This window comes from Methyloceanibacter sp. (assembly GCF_050999895.1).
Lineage (GTDB): Bacteria > Pseudomonadota > Alphaproteobacteria > Rhizobiales > Methyloligellaceae > Methyloceanibacter.
In genome coordinates, this window is the sequence record NZ_JBPCOU010000039.1 from 1 (window position 1) to 16,089 (window position 16,089).

At 63.8% G+C, this 16,089-nt stretch carries 22 protein-coding genes and 1 pseudogene; 11 read left to right on the forward strand and 12 right to left on the reverse strand.

Annotated elements, in window-relative coordinates:
- Positions 1 to 155: 155 nt before the first annotated feature.
- From ACR2J1_RS03775 to ACR2J1_RS03795, 5 genes are all read right to left on the reverse strand, one after another.
- Positions 156 to 767 (reverse strand): peroxiredoxin, encoded by a 612-nt coding sequence (locus tag ACR2J1_RS03775; RefSeq protein ID WP_434018016.1) that lies wholly within the window; start codon positions 765 to 767, stop codon positions 156 to 158.
- Positions 764 to 1,942, reverse strand: a complete 1,179-nt coding sequence (gene rlmN, locus ACR2J1_RS03780; protein ID WP_434018017.1) for a 23S rRNA (adenine(2503)-C(2))-methyltransferase RlmN — start codon at positions 1,940 to 1,942, stop codon at positions 764 to 766. The genes ACR2J1_RS03775 and rlmN overlap by 4 nt, the downstream gene beginning before the upstream one ends.
- A 104-nt stretch (positions 1,943 to 2,046) precedes the next feature.
- Positions 2,047 to 2,337 carry an HdeA/HdeB family chaperone gene (locus tag ACR2J1_RS03785; protein WP_434018018.1) on the reverse strand — a complete coding sequence of 97 codons (291 nt, stop codon included), beginning with the start codon at positions 2,335 to 2,337 and terminating at the stop codon, positions 2,047 to 2,049.
- Positions 2,338 to 2,408: 71 nt separating this feature from the next.
- The gene (locus ACR2J1_RS03790) at positions 2,409 to 2,885 is read right to left on the reverse strand and encodes an invasion associated locus B family protein (protein WP_434018019.1); all 477 of its coding nucleotides are present in this window, start codon (positions 2,883 to 2,885) and stop codon (positions 2,409 to 2,411) included.
- 93 nt (positions 2,886 to 2,978) lie between these two features.
- Positions 2,979 to 3,527, reverse strand: coding sequence for an RNA methyltransferase (locus tag ACR2J1_RS03795; protein ID WP_434018020.1), 549 nt, complete (start codon positions 3,525 to 3,527; stop codon positions 2,979 to 2,981).
- A 178-nt stretch (positions 3,528 to 3,705) separates the two neighbouring features.
- On the opposite strand from ACR2J1_RS03795, the gene ACR2J1_RS03800 reads away from it, so the two are divergent.
- Positions 3,706 to 4,686: an NADPH:quinone oxidoreductase family protein gene (locus ACR2J1_RS03800; RefSeq protein ID WP_434018021.1), complete on the forward strand. Its 981-nt coding sequence runs from the start codon at positions 3,706 to 3,708 to the stop codon at positions 4,684 to 4,686.
- A gap of 12 nt (positions 4,687 to 4,698) precedes the next feature.
- Here the strand turns inward: ACR2J1_RS03800 and ACR2J1_RS03805 are convergent, their stop codons facing one another.
- Positions 4,699 to 5,097, reverse strand: a complete 399-nt coding sequence (locus ACR2J1_RS03805) for a YkvA family protein (RefSeq protein WP_434018022.1) — start codon at positions 5,095 to 5,097, stop codon at positions 4,699 to 4,701.
- 128 nt (positions 5,098 to 5,225) lie between these two features.
- Between ACR2J1_RS03805 and ACR2J1_RS03810 the strand changes: the two genes are divergently transcribed.
- Positions 5,226 to 5,726, forward strand: a complete 501-nt coding sequence (locus ACR2J1_RS03810; protein ID WP_434018023.1) for a low molecular weight protein-tyrosine-phosphatase — start codon at positions 5,226 to 5,228, stop codon at positions 5,724 to 5,726.
- Here ACR2J1_RS03810 and thpR read toward each other — a convergent pair.
- Positions 5,723 to 6,259 (reverse strand): RNA 2',3'-cyclic phosphodiesterase, encoded by a 537-nt coding sequence (thpR, locus tag ACR2J1_RS03815; protein ID WP_434018024.1) that lies wholly within the window; start codon positions 6,257 to 6,259, stop codon positions 5,723 to 5,725. The two genes, ACR2J1_RS03810 and thpR, sit on opposite strands and share 4 nt — an antisense overlap.
- 511 nt (positions 6,260 to 6,770) lie before the next feature.
- On the opposite strand from thpR, the gene aat reads away from it, so the two are divergent.
- Both aat and ACR2J1_RS03825 read left to right on the forward strand, forming a co-directional pair.
- A complete protein-coding gene (gene aat, locus ACR2J1_RS03820; RefSeq protein WP_434018025.1) occupies positions 6,771 to 7,481 on the forward strand; it encodes a leucyl/phenylalanyl-tRNA--protein transferase in 711 nt (236 codons plus the stop codon).
- A gap of 95 nt (positions 7,482 to 7,576) precedes the next feature.
- Positions 7,577 to 7,780: pseudogene (locus tag ACR2J1_RS03825) on the forward strand (lipopolysaccharide biosynthesis protein); the annotation flags it as partial.
- Positions 7,781 to 7,848: 68 nt separating this feature from the next.
- Here ACR2J1_RS03825 and ACR2J1_RS03830 read toward each other — a convergent pair.
- Entirely contained in the window at positions 7,849 to 8,220 is a 372-nt protein-coding gene (locus ACR2J1_RS03830) for a hypothetical protein (RefSeq protein WP_434018034.1), read from the reverse strand.
- Positions 8,207 to 8,431 (reverse strand): hypothetical protein, encoded by a 225-nt coding sequence (locus ACR2J1_RS03835; protein ID WP_434018035.1) that lies wholly within the window; start codon positions 8,429 to 8,431, stop codon positions 8,207 to 8,209. Before ACR2J1_RS03835 ends, ACR2J1_RS03830 begins: the two co-directional genes overlap by 14 nt.
- 22 nt (positions 8,432 to 8,453) lie before the next feature.
- Between ACR2J1_RS03835 and ACR2J1_RS03840 the strand changes: the two genes are divergently transcribed.
- On the forward strand, positions 8,454 to 8,882 hold the full coding sequence (locus tag ACR2J1_RS03840; protein ID WP_434018036.1) for a hypothetical protein: 429 nt from the start codon (positions 8,454 to 8,456) through the stop codon (positions 8,880 to 8,882).
- On the opposite strand, the gene ACR2J1_RS03845 is transcribed toward ACR2J1_RS03840, so the two are convergent.
- Complete coding sequence (locus ACR2J1_RS03845; RefSeq protein ID WP_434018037.1) at positions 8,879 to 9,040, reverse strand: hypothetical protein; 162 nt, start codon at positions 9,038 to 9,040, stop codon at positions 8,879 to 8,881. The genes ACR2J1_RS03840 and ACR2J1_RS03845 overlap by 4 nt on opposite strands.
- A 68-nt stretch (positions 9,041 to 9,108) precedes the next feature.
- Positions 9,109 to 9,570, reverse strand: coding sequence for a hypothetical protein (locus ACR2J1_RS03850; RefSeq protein ID WP_434018026.1), 462 nt, complete (start codon positions 9,568 to 9,570; stop codon positions 9,109 to 9,111).
- A 97-nt stretch (positions 9,571 to 9,667) separates the two neighbouring features.
- Between ACR2J1_RS03850 and leuB the strand changes: the two genes are divergently transcribed.
- From leuB to ACR2J1_RS03875, 5 genes are all read left to right on the forward strand, one after another.
- The gene (leuB, locus tag ACR2J1_RS03855) at positions 9,668 to 10,771 is read left to right on the forward strand and encodes a 3-isopropylmalate dehydrogenase (RefSeq protein WP_434018027.1); all 1,104 of its coding nucleotides are present in this window, start codon (positions 9,668 to 9,670) and stop codon (positions 10,769 to 10,771) included.
- A 162-nt stretch (positions 10,772 to 10,933) separates the two neighbouring features.
- Positions 10,934 to 11,548, forward strand: a complete 615-nt coding sequence (locus tag ACR2J1_RS03860; RefSeq protein WP_434018028.1) for a sulfotransferase — start codon at positions 10,934 to 10,936, stop codon at positions 11,546 to 11,548.
- Between the two features lie 45 nt (positions 11,549 to 11,593).
- Positions 11,594 to 11,782, forward strand: a complete 189-nt coding sequence (locus tag ACR2J1_RS03865; RefSeq protein WP_434018029.1) for a hypothetical protein — start codon at positions 11,594 to 11,596, stop codon at positions 11,780 to 11,782.
- 109 nt (positions 11,783 to 11,891) lie between these two features.
- Positions 11,892 to 12,554 carry a hypothetical protein gene (locus ACR2J1_RS03870; RefSeq protein ID WP_434018030.1) on the forward strand — a complete coding sequence of 221 codons (663 nt, stop codon included), beginning with the start codon at positions 11,892 to 11,894 and terminating at the stop codon, positions 12,552 to 12,554.
- A gap of 96 nt (positions 12,555 to 12,650) precedes the next feature.
- On the forward strand, positions 12,651 to 13,385 hold the full coding sequence (locus ACR2J1_RS03875; RefSeq protein ID WP_434018031.1) for an exopolysaccharide biosynthesis protein: 735 nt from the start codon (positions 12,651 to 12,653) through the stop codon (positions 13,383 to 13,385).
- A 34-nt stretch (positions 13,386 to 13,419) separates the two neighbouring features.
- On the opposite strand, the gene ACR2J1_RS03880 is transcribed toward ACR2J1_RS03875, so the two are convergent.
- On the reverse strand, positions 13,420 to 14,760 hold the full coding sequence (locus ACR2J1_RS03880; protein ID WP_434018032.1) for a PQQ-dependent sugar dehydrogenase: 1,341 nt from the start codon (positions 14,758 to 14,760) through the stop codon (positions 13,420 to 13,422).
- Between the two features lie 140 nt (positions 14,761 to 14,900).
- Here ACR2J1_RS03880 and ACR2J1_RS03885 point away from each other — a divergent pair, with 140 nt between their 5' ends.
- Positions 14,901 to 15,926 carry an aspartate-semialdehyde dehydrogenase gene (locus ACR2J1_RS03885; protein WP_434018033.1) on the forward strand — a complete coding sequence of 342 codons (1,026 nt, stop codon included), beginning with the start codon at positions 14,901 to 14,903 and terminating at the stop codon, positions 15,924 to 15,926.
- The last annotated feature ends 163 nt before the right edge of the window (positions 15,927 to 16,089 follow it).

A 16,089-nucleotide genomic window follows, 5' to 3' on the forward strand; every position in this document is an offset into this window, starting at 1 on the left:
CGCGCCTTGCTCCAGCAACGGGTCGTTAGGCGCTGCCGCACGGAGCTCATCGCCGACCCAATAGGCGCCAAGGGCAAACAGCACTGCGAGGCCCACGCCGACGGCGATGCAGAAGGCGAGCGCCACCGAGGACAGCCGGAAGATTGTGCGCAGAATCACGCCGCACCTCCACCGCTCAGGCCCCGCAGCCACATTACGACGACGCGTGCGCTCTCATTGGGCGGAAACACTGGGTAAAAGACATGTTCGATCGCGCTCTCGTTCACGACGAGGGTCAGCTTGATCAACCGCATGCCGCCACTCTCGAAGGTCGGCAGGCCGAGCACCGTGGCGAGTCTGAGATCGGCATCGCTCAGGAGCTCAAAAGGCAGGTGCAGCCGCTGCACGAACTCACGCTGATAGTCTGTCGGCTGCGTGCTGAGGCCGAATACGCGTGCGCCGAGCTCCGCAAGCTCACGATAGTGATCGCGGAAGGCACAGGCTTGCGGCGTGCAGCCCCGCGCCCCGGGTATAGCATCCCAGCTGTCGGGCAAGGACTCACCCGGGCGCCGGTCCTCGGGTAGCAATCGATGATCGTGCGGCATGCCGAGATCGACGTCTCGTCCCGCTGTGGATGCCAGGCTCAAGGGCGGCATCCTGATGCCGCTCAAATGGTCGCAGGCGCCGTCAGCAATGGGGCTAGGCAGATCGTCAGGAAGGCTGGTCAGGTCGGCGATGGCGGCAGCCTCGGTGATGGCATGGCGGGCGGCTCGACCGGCGCGACTCAAATGGATGGCGAAAGCCGCTCGCTGGCGCGCTGTTTCACGCTTGCGCTTTTCAGCTGGCCGCAAGCGGCCATGATGTCCCGGCCGCGAGGGCTTCGCACGGGGCTCGCATAGCCCGCGCGATTCACGACCTCGGCGAATTTCTCGATCTGCTCCCAGTCGGAGCATTCATAGGGCGCGCCCGGCCAGGGATTGAACGGGATCAGATTGATCTTGGCGGGGATCTTGGCGAGGAGCTTCACCAGCGCCTTGGCGTCGGCGATCGAGTCGTTCACGCCTTTGAGCATCACATATTCGAAGGTGATGCGCTTCGCGTTGGAGAGACCGGGATAGGCGCGGCAGGCGGCGAGCAGATCCTTCACAGGCCATTTCTTGTTGATGGGCACGAGCTCGTTGCGGAGCGCGTCGCGCACGGCATGCAGCGAGATCGCGAGCATCGTGCCGGCCTCTTCGCCCCAGCGTGGAATCTCCGGAACCACGCCTGACGTCGAGAGCGTGATGCGGCGCTTGGAGATGGAGAGACCCTCGCCGTCGGAAACGATCGCACAAGCATCGCGCACACTGTCGAAATTGTAGAGCGGTTCGCCCATGCCCATGAGGACGACGTTGGTGATCTTGCGGTCGGAAACGGGAAGGCCGCGCGGGTCTGGCGCAATGCCGTCCGGCCAATCGCCTACCCGGTCGCGAGCGAGCATGATCTGGCCCACGATCTCGCCTGTGGTCAGGTTGCGCACGAGCTTTTGCGTGCCGGTGTGGCAGAAGGTGCAGGTGAGGGTGCAGCCGACCTGGCTCGAAATGCAGAGCGTGCCGCGATCTTCCTCGGGGATATAGACCGTCTCAATCTCGCGACCGTCGGGGAGGCGCAGCAACCATTTGCGCGTGCCGTCCTCGGAGACCTGCTCCGACACGATTTCAGGACGCGCCAGCGTGAAGGCGCGGCCGAGCTCGGCGCGCAGCTCCTTGGCGATGTCGGTCATGACGGCGAAATCGGTCGCGCCGCGGACATAGAGCCAGCCCCAAAGCTGGCTCGCGCGCATGCGGAGCTGCCGCTCCGGCACGCCGAGCGGGCGTAAGGCGGCGCCGAGCTGGTCGCGGTCGAGACCGATCAGCGACAGGCGCGGAAGCGCATCGCCGATCGTCGGCGTCGCAAGCGCGCCTGATAGTGCCAGCTCAGTCATGACCGCTCCGGAGCGCCTAGCAGGGGGCGCTCCAGCGTCATATCATGACCGGGGCGAGCAATGCCAAGTGGCAGGCGATGAGCGCCGGCGCGTAACCGTCCGTGCTAGTGCATCGCCTCTTCGGCGGCGTCGAGCACCGATTTCTGCGGATTCTCCAGGCAACAGAACAGGAGCTTCGCCATGTGGCCGGCCATCTCATTGAAGTCGATGACGGCGGGCTCGTCGTCCTCGGTGTAATAGCCTTCCAGCCGCATCATGATGGTGCCGCGGTTCGCGTCGTCATAGCCGTTGAAAATCTCGCAGCTCAACTTCTTCATGTCGATGCTGTCGAGCGCGTGAGCGCTGCCGGCGACAAGGAGCGTTGCCGCAACGACTGCAGACTTAAGTATGTGCATGGAGGTCCCTTAACTGAAGCGCCCGTGCAGACCGTACCCGACATCGGTTAAGGCACATATTCCGGGAATGCTTAACCGCTGCATTCCTTAACGGCTCGTTCAAGCGCGTCGCCGAAGCCCTGGAGGGAGTACTGGTCGCTGGTCTTCGTGCCGCGCGCCGACGTGCCCTCGACCTTCATTTGACTGCCCTTCTTCATGGCCTCGATGAGTTTGGTTTCGGTGTCGGGCTTCTCCACGAACGCGCCTTCGTCCTTTGTGAAGAGGTCGAAATTGTCCGTGCCGACCGTGAGCTTGGCCGTGGCGCCGGGCTTGAAGGGATAGCCCATCTTGACGCTGACCTCGTTCTGCACCCCGTCGGCGGGATAGCGTGAGACGTAGAAGAAGATCGGGCCGCGCTTGACGCCCTTGGGCGTGCTTTCGGACGGCTTCGCCACCGCAAAGCAGAATTTCGAGGTGCCGGTCGCCGCATAGGCGGACCAGTCGTTGAACTTCTGTAAGAGCTTAGCCTCTTGCGCATGGGCCGGCGCGCAGCCCAAGGCTGCGATCACGCAAGCGGCTCTAACGGTTCGGTGCATCTCTTCGTCCCCCGTCGTGAGCGCATGCCAACATACAGAACTCGTTCCCGATTGGCCAGACGAGGCTCAGACTTCGCGGCGGCGGTTGCGCGGCGCACCCTGCACGTGGGAGGGCGGCGGCTCGGCGCTCGCGCCCTCGGCGACGGGCCGGGTGCCGAAGCGCCCACTGGCGCGCAGCCGGTCATGAAACACGACGGCGCCCGCCGTCGCGAGATTGAGCGAGAAGGAGGTGGGAATGCGGATGACGTGATCGCAGCGCGACAGCATCGCCGGGCTGAGCGCGCCACGCTCAGGCCCGAGAAGATAGGCGGCGCGCACGGGATGGGCGAACACGGGCAGCTCCGTTGCCGTGTCGAGGAGCTCGACGCCGACCAGACTACAGCCCTTGGGCAGCGCAACCGCATCGGGGCTTGGCCAATGATAGAGGGGAAGATGGCCAGGGACCTTGGACGTATCGGCGCGAGTTTCGAGCGCGCGCGGATCGGCGCCGATGGTGAAGACGAAGCTCGCGCCAAAGGCGTGCGCGGTCCTGAGCAGGTTGCCGAGATTGACGGATTTGGAGACGCCTTCCACGCCGATGGCGAAATATCCGCGGGATGGGATCTTTGCTTTCACGCCTTCGTTCTAAGCCTAGTCGAAGGCGAGCGGAAACGGGTTGTAAAGGACCCGCTCACTAAGAAATGGCGGAAAACGGCGTTCCACCGCTGTGCAGGAGCGGCGAATGATGTAACAAGGCGTCTCGAATCAGAGTTTCGTTGCGGTGATGATTCGCCGCTTAAGCGGAGCGGCGGTCATGCGTGTTGTCCAATTCAATGAGTTCGGCGGTGTCGGGGCGCTGCGCCTCGAAGAGGTGCCGGATCCCGTCCCGGGGCCTCGCGACGTTCTCATCCGCGTGACGGCGGTCAGTCTCAATTTTTTCGACACGCTGATTCTCCGCAACAAATATCAGGTGTCGCCGCCGCTGCCGTTCTCGCCGGGCGCCGAGATCGCGGGTACGATCGAAGGCAAGGGCGACGAGGTCACCGAGTTTGAGATCGGGCAGCGCGTGCTCGCTTTTATCGGCGGCAATGGCTGCCGCGAGAAGATCGTCTCCAAGGCCAGCCATGCGATCCCCATTCCGGACGGCGTCAGCGACGACGTCGCTGCCGGGATTCCCGTCACCTACGGCACCGCGCTTTATGCGCTCAAGGACCGTGCGCAGTTGAAAGCGGGCGAGACGGTCGCGGTGCTCGGCGCGGCCGGCGGCGCAGGTCTCGCCGGAGTGGAGATCGCCAAGCTCATGGGCGCGCACGTCATCGCGGTTGCGTCGTCGGCCGAGAAGCTTGCCTTCATCCGCGAGCACGGCGCCGACGAAGGCATCAATTACGAATTGGAAAATCTGAAGACGCGGCTGAAGGCGCTTACCGATCAGAAGGGCGTCGACGTGCTTTACGACTGCGTCGGGGGCGAGCATGCCGAGCCGGCGCTCCGCGCCATGGCATGGGAGGGACGTTATCTCGTGCTCGGCTTCGCTTCCGGCACGATCCCGCGCCTGCCGCTCAATCTCGTCATGCTGAAGGGGTGCGCCATTATCGGCGTGTTCTGGAGCGCCTTCGTGGAGCGGCATCCAGAGCGGCACCGAGAGAATACGCTGCAATTGCTCGCTTGGTGCAAGGAGGGGCGCATTGCGCCCCACATTCATGGGAGCTTTGCCCTGATCGAGACCACGAAGGCGCTGTCGTTGATCGAAGGCCGCAAGGTCACCGGCAAGGTGATCGTCAACCCGCAAGCCTAAGCCGACTTAAGCCTAAGCCGACTTCGGCAGCTCCTTGTCGAGCGCGCGGGCGGCCGCTTCACGGTGCGCCGGGGTGATATGAGACGCGACAAGCCCGAACACGGCGGTGATCAAGGCGGCATCGTCGGCAAAGCCGAGCCCGGCCAGCACGTCCGGAATGAGGTCGATCGGCAGGATGAAATAAGCGAGAGCCGCAAGCAGCATGCCGCGGACGCGCATGGGGGTGGCGGGATCGAGCGCGCAATAATAGGCGGCGACCGCATCTTCGGCGAACGGCACGTGGCCCGCGAAGCGCTTCAGCTTCGCCCAGAAGTCGCGGCGAACCTTGCGTTCGCGCTCGGCGAAGGCCTTCAGCGAAATATCGCGCCCAAGAGCAGCGTTTCGGAGCTCGTCTGCGTTCCAAGCGATCATGTTCGCCACCTCGTCACGGCATAAAGACCTGTTCCTCAAAGAGATAAGATGCCCTGAGGCCCTTTGCAACAATCTCTGTAACTGGCCGTCATATTGCAGAGGCGGAAGGCACATGCCATCTGAGACCCATGACCAGGCATCGCCTTCTGTTTGTCTGTCTCGGCAATATCTGCCGCTCTCCCATGGCTGAGGGCGTGTTCCGGCGCGTGGCCGAAGACGAGGGCGCGATGCACGATTTCGAGATCGATTCCGCCGGCATGGGCAATTGGCACGAAGGCCAGGCGCCCGACACGCGCGCGCAAGCAGCGGCGCTGACCCGCGGCGTCGACATCTCAGCGCAATGCGCGCGGCAAGTACGCGCGGAGGATTTCGCGCGCTTCGACATTCTGCTCGCGATGGACCGGTCCAACCACGCCGATCTCATGAGCCTTGCGCCCCAAGATGCGCGGCACAAGGTGCGCTTTTTTCTCGACTTCGCGCCTCATGTCGGCACGAAGGACGTTCCGGACCCGTTCTATGGCGGCAACGAGGGATTCGATCACGCGCTCGATCTGATTGAGGCGGCGTCGCGCGGCCTGCTCGAGGTTCTGCGCAAGGATGGAGCGAAGCAGGCGCGGCGCGGGGGCTAGGCGCTGAGCGGAAACTCGGCCTCGATGACATAGGGCCCGCCGCCGATCGAGTTGCGTGACGAATAGAGAACGAAGCGCTCGACGGCGAAAGGCTGCGACTGCATCCAGCCCACGCCTTCCAGATAGCGCGCCACCGCATCGGGGTGCGCGCCGCGCAGCCGCGCGAGCGTTACGTGCGGCATGTAGTTGCGGCCCTCGGGCGGAACGCCGGCCTCACGCGCGGCGCGGTCGTTGGCGCGGCGCAGCGCCTCGAGCCCCTCCGACGGCGCGACACGGGCGAAGAGCGCGCGCGGCTTACGCCCGCCAAAGCTGTCGAGCCCCTCCAATCTGAGGTCGAAAGACGGAAGGTCGATCTCGCCAAGGGCATGGGTGAAGTCGCGCGCGGTGATGCCGTCGACATCGCCGATAAAGCGCAGCGTGAGGTGATAGTTATCCGGATCGATCCAACGCGCCCCGCTCAGGCCCGCCCGCAATAGCGAGAGCCGTTGCGCTAGGGATGTAGGGATCTCGATCGCGGTGAAGAGCCTGGGCATGGGCACCTCGTTTCGGCATCACAGGGCGCGTCGGCTCGAAGCGGCAAGAAGCCTCGCCTTTTTCCATCGGGCAGGCGAGGCATGACTGTGTTTACCACTCCGAAAGGTTAGCGCGCCGACTTTAGAGGAATTGGTAGCGATGATCTTTAGGAAGCGGGCGTGAAGTGGGGAGCGTCGAGCGATGAAGCGGCAACGGCACGCTCCGTGCAACGATCGAGCAATCCCCTTGCGGCTTCCTCCAAGTTGAGTGCGCCTGGTTGTCCTCACTGACCCAAAGCACAAGCGAAGCGCACGCCGCTCCGAAGACCAAAGTCTCCCAAGCGACGCCTGTGTTCCGCGAGAAGCTCATGCTGCGGCTGCGGCGCTGGATGCTCGGCAGCGCCTACGCCCTCGTGCCAAAGCGGATCGGGCTTTTGCCGCGCCTGCTCTTTCTCAGCGTTGCGCATCTGATCGCCCGGAGGCAGAGCGCGAGCGACTTCCCGAGCAGCCGACCTATTACAGCAAGCGGGGCTTGGTCGGGATCAGCAACGACCTCGCGGTCGACTCACTGCTTGAAAACTACAAGCGCAGCTACTTCCCGGTGTCGCATCTCGGCGCGATGAAATGGTGGTGCCCCGAAGAGCGCGGGGTCTTCAACCCCGCGGACACCCATGTGGGGCGGCATTTGCGCAGGCAGCTCCGGCAGCATCGCTTCCGGCTGTCCTTCGATGAGGATTTCGCTTCCGTGATGGAGGCCTGCGCTCAGAAGCGGCCGGGCAAGGTGCCGCTCACCTGGATCACGCCGCGGGTCATGGAAGCCTATTGGGATGCCCACCAGGCCGGCTATGCCCGCTCCGTCGAGGTTTGGGACGAAAACGATAAGTTAGTCGGTGGGCTCTATGGTCTGGCGATCGGCAAAGTCTTTTTCGGTGAATCGCAATTCTCAGCCTCGGAGCATATGTCCAAGGTCGCCCTGGTCGGGCTGCACCGCCATCTCGCCGCCTGGGGCTATCCCTTGCGCGACGGGAAGTGGATAACGCCGCATCTTGCAAGCTTCGGCTTCCGCGCTATGCCGCGCGAGGAATTTCAAGCGCTTCTGAACCGGTACACCAACGAGCCGGGCCGCATCGGGCGCTGGAGCGTGGACCCTAAGCACGATCTCCGATTGGCCGGCCCGCGCCAAGGCGCCCTTGCTCGGAAAGGCGCCTTCGGCCCTGCCGCAAACGGCCTGAGGGTTTGCTGATGGCGCGCCCCGGCAAGCGACCAAGGGGGCAAGCGCGCCCAAAATCCAAAATGCGCGAAAACGGCACGCTGCAAGGCGTGATGCTCGGCCACACCATGCGTCTCTTCTCAACATCTTCGCTGCTGTCGCTCGCGCGCCTCGCGGGCGCGCTCGCGGGCTTCGTCACGCAGGTCGTGCTGGCGCGCACGCTGCAAGCGAGTGCGCTCGGACTCTTCTATTTTGTTACGAGCTTGGCCGCCGTGGTTGGATTGATTGCCGCCCATGGTTATCCGGCCATCGCGCCGCGCTTCCTGTCTCGCTACGGCGAGCAGAAGAAGGAAGGACGCATCGCCGCCTTTATCGCGCGTGCGCGCCGCGACGCGACGCTCTACGCCGCGATTGCCAATGGAGCTGTTGTCGCGGCGGCGCTGCTCTGGCCGGCGCTGACCTTCGAAAGCAGATTTGCGCTCATCGCCGCTGCCGCCTCGATCCCAGCCAACGCCTCGCTCCGGCTGAACGGCTCGCTCGCCGCCGCCATCAGGCGCTCGGCCTCGCCTATCTGCCCGATACCAGCATCAGGCCGTTCGTGCTCCTCGCCGGCGTGCTCCTGCTCCTCGCGCTCGGGGGTGACGCTGACGGCGAGCGCCTTCACCTGCCTGCTGACGCTGATCTTCACGGGGCTCGCGCTCACGCAATATTGGCTGCTGCGCAAGGACATGCCGAAGGGCAAGGCGCCCGCCGCGCCTTCACGTCTCGTCAAGCGCTGGCGTCACGAAGCAAAGCCGCTGATCGTGGCCGCGCTCTTCACGTATTTCTTTGCCGATGTGGACATTCTCATCGTCACGCCGCTGCTCACCAGCGCCGGTACCGCCGCGATCGGGCTTTGCCTCAAGCTTGCATTGCTGGTGGGCTTCGCCGTGCAGGTCGCGCATCAGGTCGTGGTGCCGGACTTCGCCGACGCGCGCGCGCAAGGACTCCGCGACGATAAGAGACGTGGCACTGAAGGCTTTGGCCTTCCCGCTCGCCATCACGACGGGCGCGATGGTTGTCCTGCTGCTGTGGGGCGAGCAAATCTTGTCCGTGTTCGGACCGGAATTCACGGGCGCGAAGTGGCCGCTCGTGATTCTGATGGGGTGCCAGCTTGCGCGCGCCGTGTTCGGGCCGAGCGTGCCGCTTCTCACCGTCATCGGCGCGCAGCGTCAGAACGCGGCCCTGGCGGTCGCCGCGCTCAGCGTGCTCATCGTCAGCAATCTCGTGCTGGCGTCGCTTTACGGCGTGCTCGGTGCGGCCATCGCCGTGGCGATCGCCACGCTGTTCTGGCTGATCGCTACGGCGATCGTGCTCGGACGCGTGAGCGGGCTCAGGACCGACGCGCTTTATCTCCTGGGACGATTGGGTTCGCTTCGCTCCGCCCCGGCTTAAGCCGGCAGGATCTGCGACAGCACCGGCGTCACCGCGCCCACATCTTCTTCCTCGACCGTTTCGCTGGCGAAGAAGGAGGTGAAGAGCAGCCATCCGATGAAGGCGGCGATGGTGAGGAGCGGCATGAACGCGCCGACTTTTCCGAAGCTCAGCGGCATGCCGCACTCCTAGCGCGAACATGCGTGGCTTGTCGAGCGAAAGGCCCGCCTTGCGCGCGACCGTCCAGCTATTCGAAGGCCATCGGCTCGGTCTTTTCTTCCATCACCGTCTTGCCGTCGCGCGTGATCTTGACCGACGCCAGATAGGTGCCCTCCGGCCAGCCGCCCGCCGGGACGCCCCGCTTTCCCGCCTGGAGCAAAAATTTCGCCTTGTCTTCCGCAAGCGTCTCCGTATTGCGAAGCAAAGGCGTGTCACCGTTATTCAGTGTGACCTCGACGGTGTCGCCCTTCTTGAGGTTGGAGGCCAAGACATAGGCGATGGCCCCGGTATTGAATTTCGGGGCCGGCAGCCCCGCGTCGGACTCAAGCTCTTCGGGGGTCACTTCCTTCTGGGTGATGCCCATGGTGATGAGATAGGGACCGGCCGCGCCGGCCGTGCCCGCGCCTCCGACGCCGGATAGGGGCGCGGCCTGAAGGTCCGGTGCCGCCAACACGACGCTAAGAAAAACAAATAGTGCCCTTGTCAGCATTTCTGTCTCCCTTTAGGCAAAGCCGCCATGGGCGCGCCCCGCTTCAGGGCCCGCCTTTCACGCGCGGCAATGCCTTAGCACAGGAACCGGCCAAAGCATGACACCCTATCAAATGCTGCTTCTTCCCGGCGACGGCATTGGGCCCGAGGTGATGGCGGAGGCCGAGCGCCTCATCGGCTGGGTCAACGACCGCGGCATCGCCAGAATCGAGACCGAGAGCGATCTCGTCGGCGGCTGCGCCTACGATGCGCATGGCGAGGCGATCTCCGATGCCACCATGGCGCGCGCCCTTGCCGTGGATGCCGTCATGCTCGGCGCCGTGGGCGGTCCCAAATGGGACGGCGTTGCTTACGACCAGCGCCCGGAGGCGGGTTTGCTGCGGCTGCGCAAGGATCTCGAGCTCTTCGCCAATCTGCGGCCGGCGATCTGCTATCCGGCGCTCGCCGACGCATCGGCGCTGAAGCGCGACCGCGTCGAGGGTCTCGACATCATGATCGTGCGCGAGCTAACCGGCGGCGTCTATTTCGGCGAGCCGAAGACGATCGTGGATCTTGGCAACGGGCAGAAGCGCGCCGTCGACACGCAAGTCTACGAGACCTACGAGATCGAGCGCATCGCGTCCGTCGCCTTCGAGCTGGCGCGCAAGCGCAAAAACCTCGTGCACTCGGCCGAGAAGCGCAACGTTATGAAAACCGGCGTGCTGTGGCACGAGGTGGTGACGAAGCTGCACCGCGAGCGCTATTCCGACGTCAAGCTCGAGCACATCCTCGCCGACAATTGCGCCATGCAGCTCGTGCGCTGGCCGAAACAGTTCGATGTCATCGTCACCGACAATCTGTTCGGCGACATGCTGTCGGACGAAGCGGCCATGGCGACCGGCTCGCTCGGCATGTTGCCGTCGGCCTCGCTCGGCGCTGCGGACGCGGCGGCCCGCCGCCGCGCGCTTTACGAGCCCGTGCACGGCTCAGCGCCCTACATCGCCGGCAAGGGCATCGCAAATCCCATCGCCACCATCGCGAGCTTCGCCATGTGTCTGCGCTATTCCTTCGATCTCGCCGCCGCCGCGGACCAGATCGAGGCGGCCATCGCGCGCGTGCTAGATCAGGGCCTGCGCACGGCCGACATCAGCCAGGACGGGTGCCGCACCGTTTCCACACGCGAAATGGGCGACGCGATCGTCGCCGCTCTGGATACCGACTAAGCCTCTCCGCCGTCACAATCTCGTGCAAACACCGGAGCATACAGCGCCTGCCGGGCAGCGGCTTGCGGGACCCACCAAGGCAAACTCCATGAACTTGCTTGCGCGGCTCTCCTACGGGGTCCAGCGGGGCTCCGGAAAACGCTCGGGCGCCAAGTCAAAGCGTTGAATGCGGAGCGGCGGCTCGCGCGTGAGATAGACGAATTTGCGCTCGCAGGTGAGGCCAAAGGGCCGCTGCCCGACTTTCTGATCATCGGCGCTCCAAAATGCGGCACGTCTTGGCTCAGTCATGCATTGCGCCGACAGCTCGGCATCTTCGTCGTGCCGGACGAGATCGAATATTTCTCCTCGCGCGTGGATCGGCCGTTAGATTGGTATCTGGCACAGTTTCGCAACCTGGCCGCCGAGAACGACGCAGTTTTGGTACCCGGCGTTGCGCCGTTGCTCGGCGAGAAGAGCGCCAGCTATTGCGGCATGCCGGCAAGGCGCATCCAGCTGGTCCACCGGCTGCTCCCCGATGCGCGCCTCATTCTTATGATTAGAGATCCGGTGACGCGCCATTGGTCGCACGCGAAGCGTTTTTTCTCGAAGAAGAAGGCTCAAGACCGCGGCTACCACTCACTCGACTCTCGGGAGCAATTGAACCGGTTCTTCATCGGGACGCATCGTTTCAGCCAATTCTCCCGGATTATCGAGCGCTGGACGGACGTCTATCCGGCTGGAACAAATCCTCATCGTGGCGCAGGAGACGGCTTTCGCCGATCCGGCGACCACACTTAAGCGGGTCGCCCGGCATATGGGGCATCAGGATCTGTCGATCCAAGCTTGAGCGAGAGCCTGCGCAACGACAAGAATCAGGGTCCCTCGATACCCATGCCGGAGGACGTCCGGGTCTATCTGGAGCGCAAGTTCGCCGGCGAAGCGGCGCGCCTGGAGCAGGTTCTGCGTGCGCGCTACCCCGCCCAAGTGGTTCGCGAGATCGGTTTAGAACCACTGCCCCGGCGCGTTGCTTAAGCGCCCCGCGCTCGATGGCGGTCAAGGCTCTTGCGCGGGGCATCAGAAGTCACAATGTCATGGGCGGCACACGTTCCCTCGGTGCCGCTCGCGGCGAAAGGCCAATGCGATGAGGCTCGTCGTCCAGATTTTGATATCAGCATGGCTTGCCGCAATGGTCACCGCGGTTCCTGGGCTTGCGGCGGAGCCCTCGGCTCCGGAGGCGACAGCGAAACGCGTGCTCACGCCTGAGGAGAAGGCGGAGAAGGAGGCGCGCAAGGCCTGCAAGGTGAAGATCTGCGATATACTCACGACCGCAGACGCTGCCGGCGACGACGTCGCTTGCGATATCGTCAAGACTTGGCGTGAGGAAGACATCACCAAGATGCTGGGCGGCAAGGTGGACTGGCCCTATGGCAAGGCCGTGTGCCAATCGAAGCTCGAGATCGAGCGTGCACCTCTTGCGCGGGCGATGTCGGAGAAGGCCCAAGAGGTGGCGCTCAAGAGCCAGACGGTGCGCTGCACCTTGCAGCAGAAGGGCAAAGGCGAGCCCTACGTCGTCGAGGTTGCGCTCGCGCCAAAGGTCCGTTTCGAGCACGGCAAGGCGGTTCAGGCCTCGATCAACTGGGGCAATGTCAGCGCGCCGATGGGGATCTATCCCTTGATCTATGCCGGCACCGGCCTCGACAACCAGGCTAACATCCTAGGGCCGGAGGTGGTGAAGTTGGTAAACGAGTTCACCACCAAAAAGTGTGCCGGGGTGAACGCGGAGCTATCAAGCGCGACCCGCTAGTCCCTTATGCCAGTAGCGCTCCCCGCTAGTTTGTAAGGCATTGAACCAACCGTCATAGTGGGGGCTTATAGAATCACGTGCGGAACGCTAAAGGCAATGGACGACGGCACGATGCGGCCCCTGGATGTCTCGACCCCGACAGACCTAAATTCCGCCGCGAAGGCAGAAGGTCGCGCCGATGCGCTGCTTGCTGCCGGTTCCGCCAATAGCGCCTCACCCATTAATGGCCGGCGCACGTCTGTCATCCTGCGCGAATTTCTGGCTAGCCATACCGAGTCCCGTATATCGCTGGGGGCTTTGCGCGATGCGCTGGAGGATCGCGGCTTCGGCGTCTTGCTGTTCATCTTCGCGCTGCCGAATCTCGTCCCGCTGAATATCCCGCTTCTCTCGGCGGTCTTAGGCGTTCCTCTCGTGCTGCTCGGGGCCCAGCTCGCCTACGGGGCGCACAAGCCTTGGTTTCCGGACTGGCTCGCCAAGCGATCCTTTCCACGGGAGGGTTTTACCTCCGTGGTCCATCGCGCGCTCCCTTTCCTCGATCGGATCGAAAGGCTGCTGCGCCCGCGCCTGCCGGCTTTGACCACGTGGACCGGCGAGCGTCTCGTCGGCGCCGCCGTTCTCATCCTTGCGATCGTGCTCACCCTGCCCATCGTGTTCGGTAATTGGCTGCCCTCTTTCGCCATCGCCGTTATTGGCCTTGCCATCGTCGAGAAGGACGGGCTTGCCATCGTCATCGGCCTAATCTTCGGCGTGATCGGGCTGGCCATTGCCGGCGCCGTGGTCTTCGGCTTCCTCAAGGCGTTACTCTTGCTGATAGCCGCGGTTCCCATTTGACGCGCCGGCACGACGGAAGCGAAGGAAGCGACGGCTAGTCGGCCAGGGCGGTGGCTCGTTCCGGCGTTACACGCCACACGCTGTTGCCCACGTCATCGGCGACCAGCAGCGCGCCGTCTCGGCCGATGGTCACGCCTACGGGACGCCCGCGCGCGTAACCTTCCTCATTCACGAAGCCTGTGAGCACGTCTTGCGGCTTGCCGGACGGCTTCCCGTCGGCAAACGGCACGAATACAACCTTGTAGCCACCCAAGGGATTGCGGTTCCAAGAGCCGTGCTCGCCGACAAAGACGCCGTTGCGATATGCCTCCGGCAGCGTGGCGCCTGCCGCGAAAATCAGGCCGAGCGGGGCGACATGATTGCCGAGCGCATAGTCGGGGACGATCGCCTTGGCGACGAGATCGGGATTTTGCGGCTTCGCACGCTCGTCGACATGTTGGCCCCAATAGCTGAAGGGCCAGCCATAGAAGCCGCCTTCCTTGACCGAGGTGAGGTAGTCGGGAACGAGGTCGCTGCCGAGCTCGTCGCGCTCGTTGACAACAATCCAAAGCAGCTTGGTCTCCGGCTCGAAAGCGAGCCCGACGGGATTGCGCGTGCCCGAGGCGAAGATGCGCGAGGTCACGGTCGCGGGATCGATCTCATGAATCGCGGCGCGGTCCTTCTCGTTGTCGAGGCCGTTCTCGCCGACATTGCTGTTGGAGCCGACACCGACATAGAGCTTCGAGCCGTCGGGACTTGCGACCAGGCTCCTGGTCCAGTGATAGTTGATCGGGCCGGCCGGGAGATCGGCGACCTTCTCGCCCTTGACGGTGATCTCGGTCGCGCCGTCCTGATAGGGAAAGCGCAGCAGGGCATCGCTGTTCGCGATATAGAGGGTGTCGCCGACGAGAGCCATGCCGAAGGGTGAGTTCAGATCCTTCAGGAACACGCTCTTGGTTTCGGCCACGCCGTCTTTGTCGGCATCGCGCAAGAGCGTGATGCGGTTCGGGCTCGGCACGCCCGCTCCGGCGCGCTTCATCGCCCAGCCCATGACCATGCCCTTGATGCCACCGCTCGCTTCCTGCTTCGGCGTGTTGGTCTCGGCGACCAGAACATCGCCGTTCGGCAGCACGTAAAGCCAGCGGGGGTGGTCGAGACCGGTGGCAAAAGCATTGACCTTGAGGCCCTCCGCCGCTTGCGGCTGCTCACCTTGGCTCCAGCCCTTGGCGTCGGCGATCTTCAGCGTCGGGATGAGGGTTTCTCTGGGCTTTGGAAGGGTGGGATTCGACCCCTCGGCAGCATCCTGCGGCAGCTCGGCGGTGTCCCCGCACGCCAGGAGCGAGAGCGTGACCAGCGCGATGAGAGAGGTTCTGGCGGCGGTTATAACCGAAGACATGGCGAAGACTTTCGTGCGGAGAGCCACAAATAGACAAACGCGGGAGGGACCGAACGGTTCGCTTCTTTGACTTTGCGACAGTCTTCCCATAAATCCGCGCCAATCCATAAATGGGCAGCGCGCCTGAGGGAGTTAAGTTCATGGGCTACAAAGTCGCAGTCATCGGCGCGACCGGCAATGTCGGGCGCGAGATGCTGAACATCCTTTCCGAGCGCGAGTTTCCGGCGGACGAGGTTATCGCGCTCGCCTCGCGCCGTTCGATGGGCGTTGAGGTCTCTTACGGCGACGCGCGCTTGAAATGCCGCGATCTGGAGAATTTCGATTTCCGCGGGATCGACTTCGCGCTGATGTCCGCGGGCTCGACGGTGTCCAAGGAATGGTCGCCGCGCATCGGCGCGCAAGGCTGCGTCGTCATCGATAATTCGTCCTGCTGGCGCTACGACGCCGACGTGCCGCTGATCGTGCCCGAAGTGAACGCAGACGCCATCAAGGGCTTCCGCAAAAAGAACATCATCGCCAATCCGAATTGCTCGACCGCGCAGCTCGTCGTGGTGCTGAAACCACTGCACGACGCGGCCAAGATCAAGCGCGTCGTGGTGTCGACGTACCAGTCCGTTTCCGGCGCGGGCAAGGATGCGATGGACGAGCTGTGGAATCAGACGAAGGGCATCTTCGTCACCGACACGCCGGAGCCGAAGACCTTTAGCAAGCAGATCGCCTTCCACGTCATTCCCCACATCGACGTCTTCATGGAAGACGGCTCGACCAAGGAGGAGTGGAAGATGTCGGCCGAGACCAAGAAAATTCTCGATCCGAAGATCAAGCTCACGGCTACCTGCGTGCGGGTGCCCGTGTTCGTGGGCCACTCCGAAGCCGTCAATATCGAGTTCGTGAACCCCATCACGGCGCGTGAGGCGCAGGATATTCTGCGCGAAGCTCCGGGCGTGCTCGTCGTCGACAAGCGCGAGCCGGGCGGCTACGTGACCCCGGTCGAATGCGTCGGAGATTACGCGACCTACGTCTCGCGCATCCGCGAGGACCAGACCCTCGATAGCGGGCTGTCGCTGTGGATCGTTTCCGACAATCTGCGCAAAGGCGCCGCCCTGAACACGGTGCAGATCGCCGAGACCCTTATCAACCGCAACCTGCTCGATAGGGCGGCTTAAGGCTCCGCTTAAGGCGCGCCCAAGGCCTCGAAGCGGCCGGTGTCTTGCTCGAGGCCGAGCAGCTCTCCACTCCCAATGTCGAAATGCAGTCCGTTGAGGGCGAGCAGACCTTCCTCCTCGCGGTTGCGAATGAACGGGAAGGTGCGGAGATTGGCGATCGAGG

What these genes read in the sequence shown, in the direction of transcription:
- rlmN (WP_434018017.1), bottom strand. Translation starts at nt 1,942, where the DNA reads ATGACTGAGCTGGCACTATCAGGCGCGCTTGCGACGCCGACGATCGGC.
- ACR2J1_RS03785 (WP_434018018.1), bottom strand. Translation starts at nt 2,337, where the DNA reads ATGCACATACTTAAGTCTGCAGTCGTTGCGGCAACGCTCCTTGTCGCC.
- ACR2J1_RS03800 (WP_434018021.1), top strand. Translation starts at nt 3,706, where the DNA reads ATGCGTGTTGTCCAATTCAATGAGTTCGGCGGTGTCGGGGCGCTGCGC.
- ACR2J1_RS03805 (WP_434018022.1), bottom strand. Translation starts at nt 5,097, where the DNA reads ATGATCGCTTGGAACGCAGACGAGCTCCGAAACGCTGCTCTTGGGCGC.
- ACR2J1_RS03810 (WP_434018023.1), top strand. Translation starts at nt 5,226, where the DNA reads ATGACCAGGCATCGCCTTCTGTTTGTCTGTCTCGGCAATATCTGCCGC.
- thpR (WP_434018024.1), bottom strand. Translation starts at nt 6,259, where the DNA reads ATGCCCAGGCTCTTCACCGCGATCGAGATCCCTACATCCCTAGCGCAA.
- ACR2J1_RS03845 (WP_434018037.1), bottom strand. Translation starts at nt 9,040, where the DNA reads ATGCCGCTGAGCTTCGGAAAAGTCGGCGCGTTCATGCCGCTCCTCACC.
- ACR2J1_RS03850 (WP_434018026.1), bottom strand. Translation starts at nt 9,570, where the DNA reads ATGCTGACAAGGGCACTATTTGTTTTTCTTAGCGTCGTGTTGGCGGCA.
- leuB (WP_434018027.1), top strand. Translation starts at nt 9,668, where the DNA reads ATGACACCCTATCAAATGCTGCTTCTTCCCGGCGACGGCATTGGGCCC.
- ACR2J1_RS03870 (WP_434018030.1), top strand. Translation starts at nt 11,892, where the DNA reads ATGAGGCTCGTCGTCCAGATTTTGATATCAGCATGGCTTGCCGCAATG.
- ACR2J1_RS03875 (WP_434018031.1), top strand. Translation starts at nt 12,651, where the DNA reads ATGGACGACGGCACGATGCGGCCCCTGGATGTCTCGACCCCGACAGAC.
- ACR2J1_RS03880 (WP_434018032.1), bottom strand. Translation starts at nt 14,760, where the DNA reads ATGTCTTCGGTTATAACCGCCGCCAGAACCTCTCTCATCGCGCTGGTC.
- ACR2J1_RS03885 (WP_434018033.1), top strand. Translation starts at nt 14,901, where the DNA reads ATGGGCTACAAAGTCGCAGTCATCGGCGCGACCGGCAATGTCGGGCGC.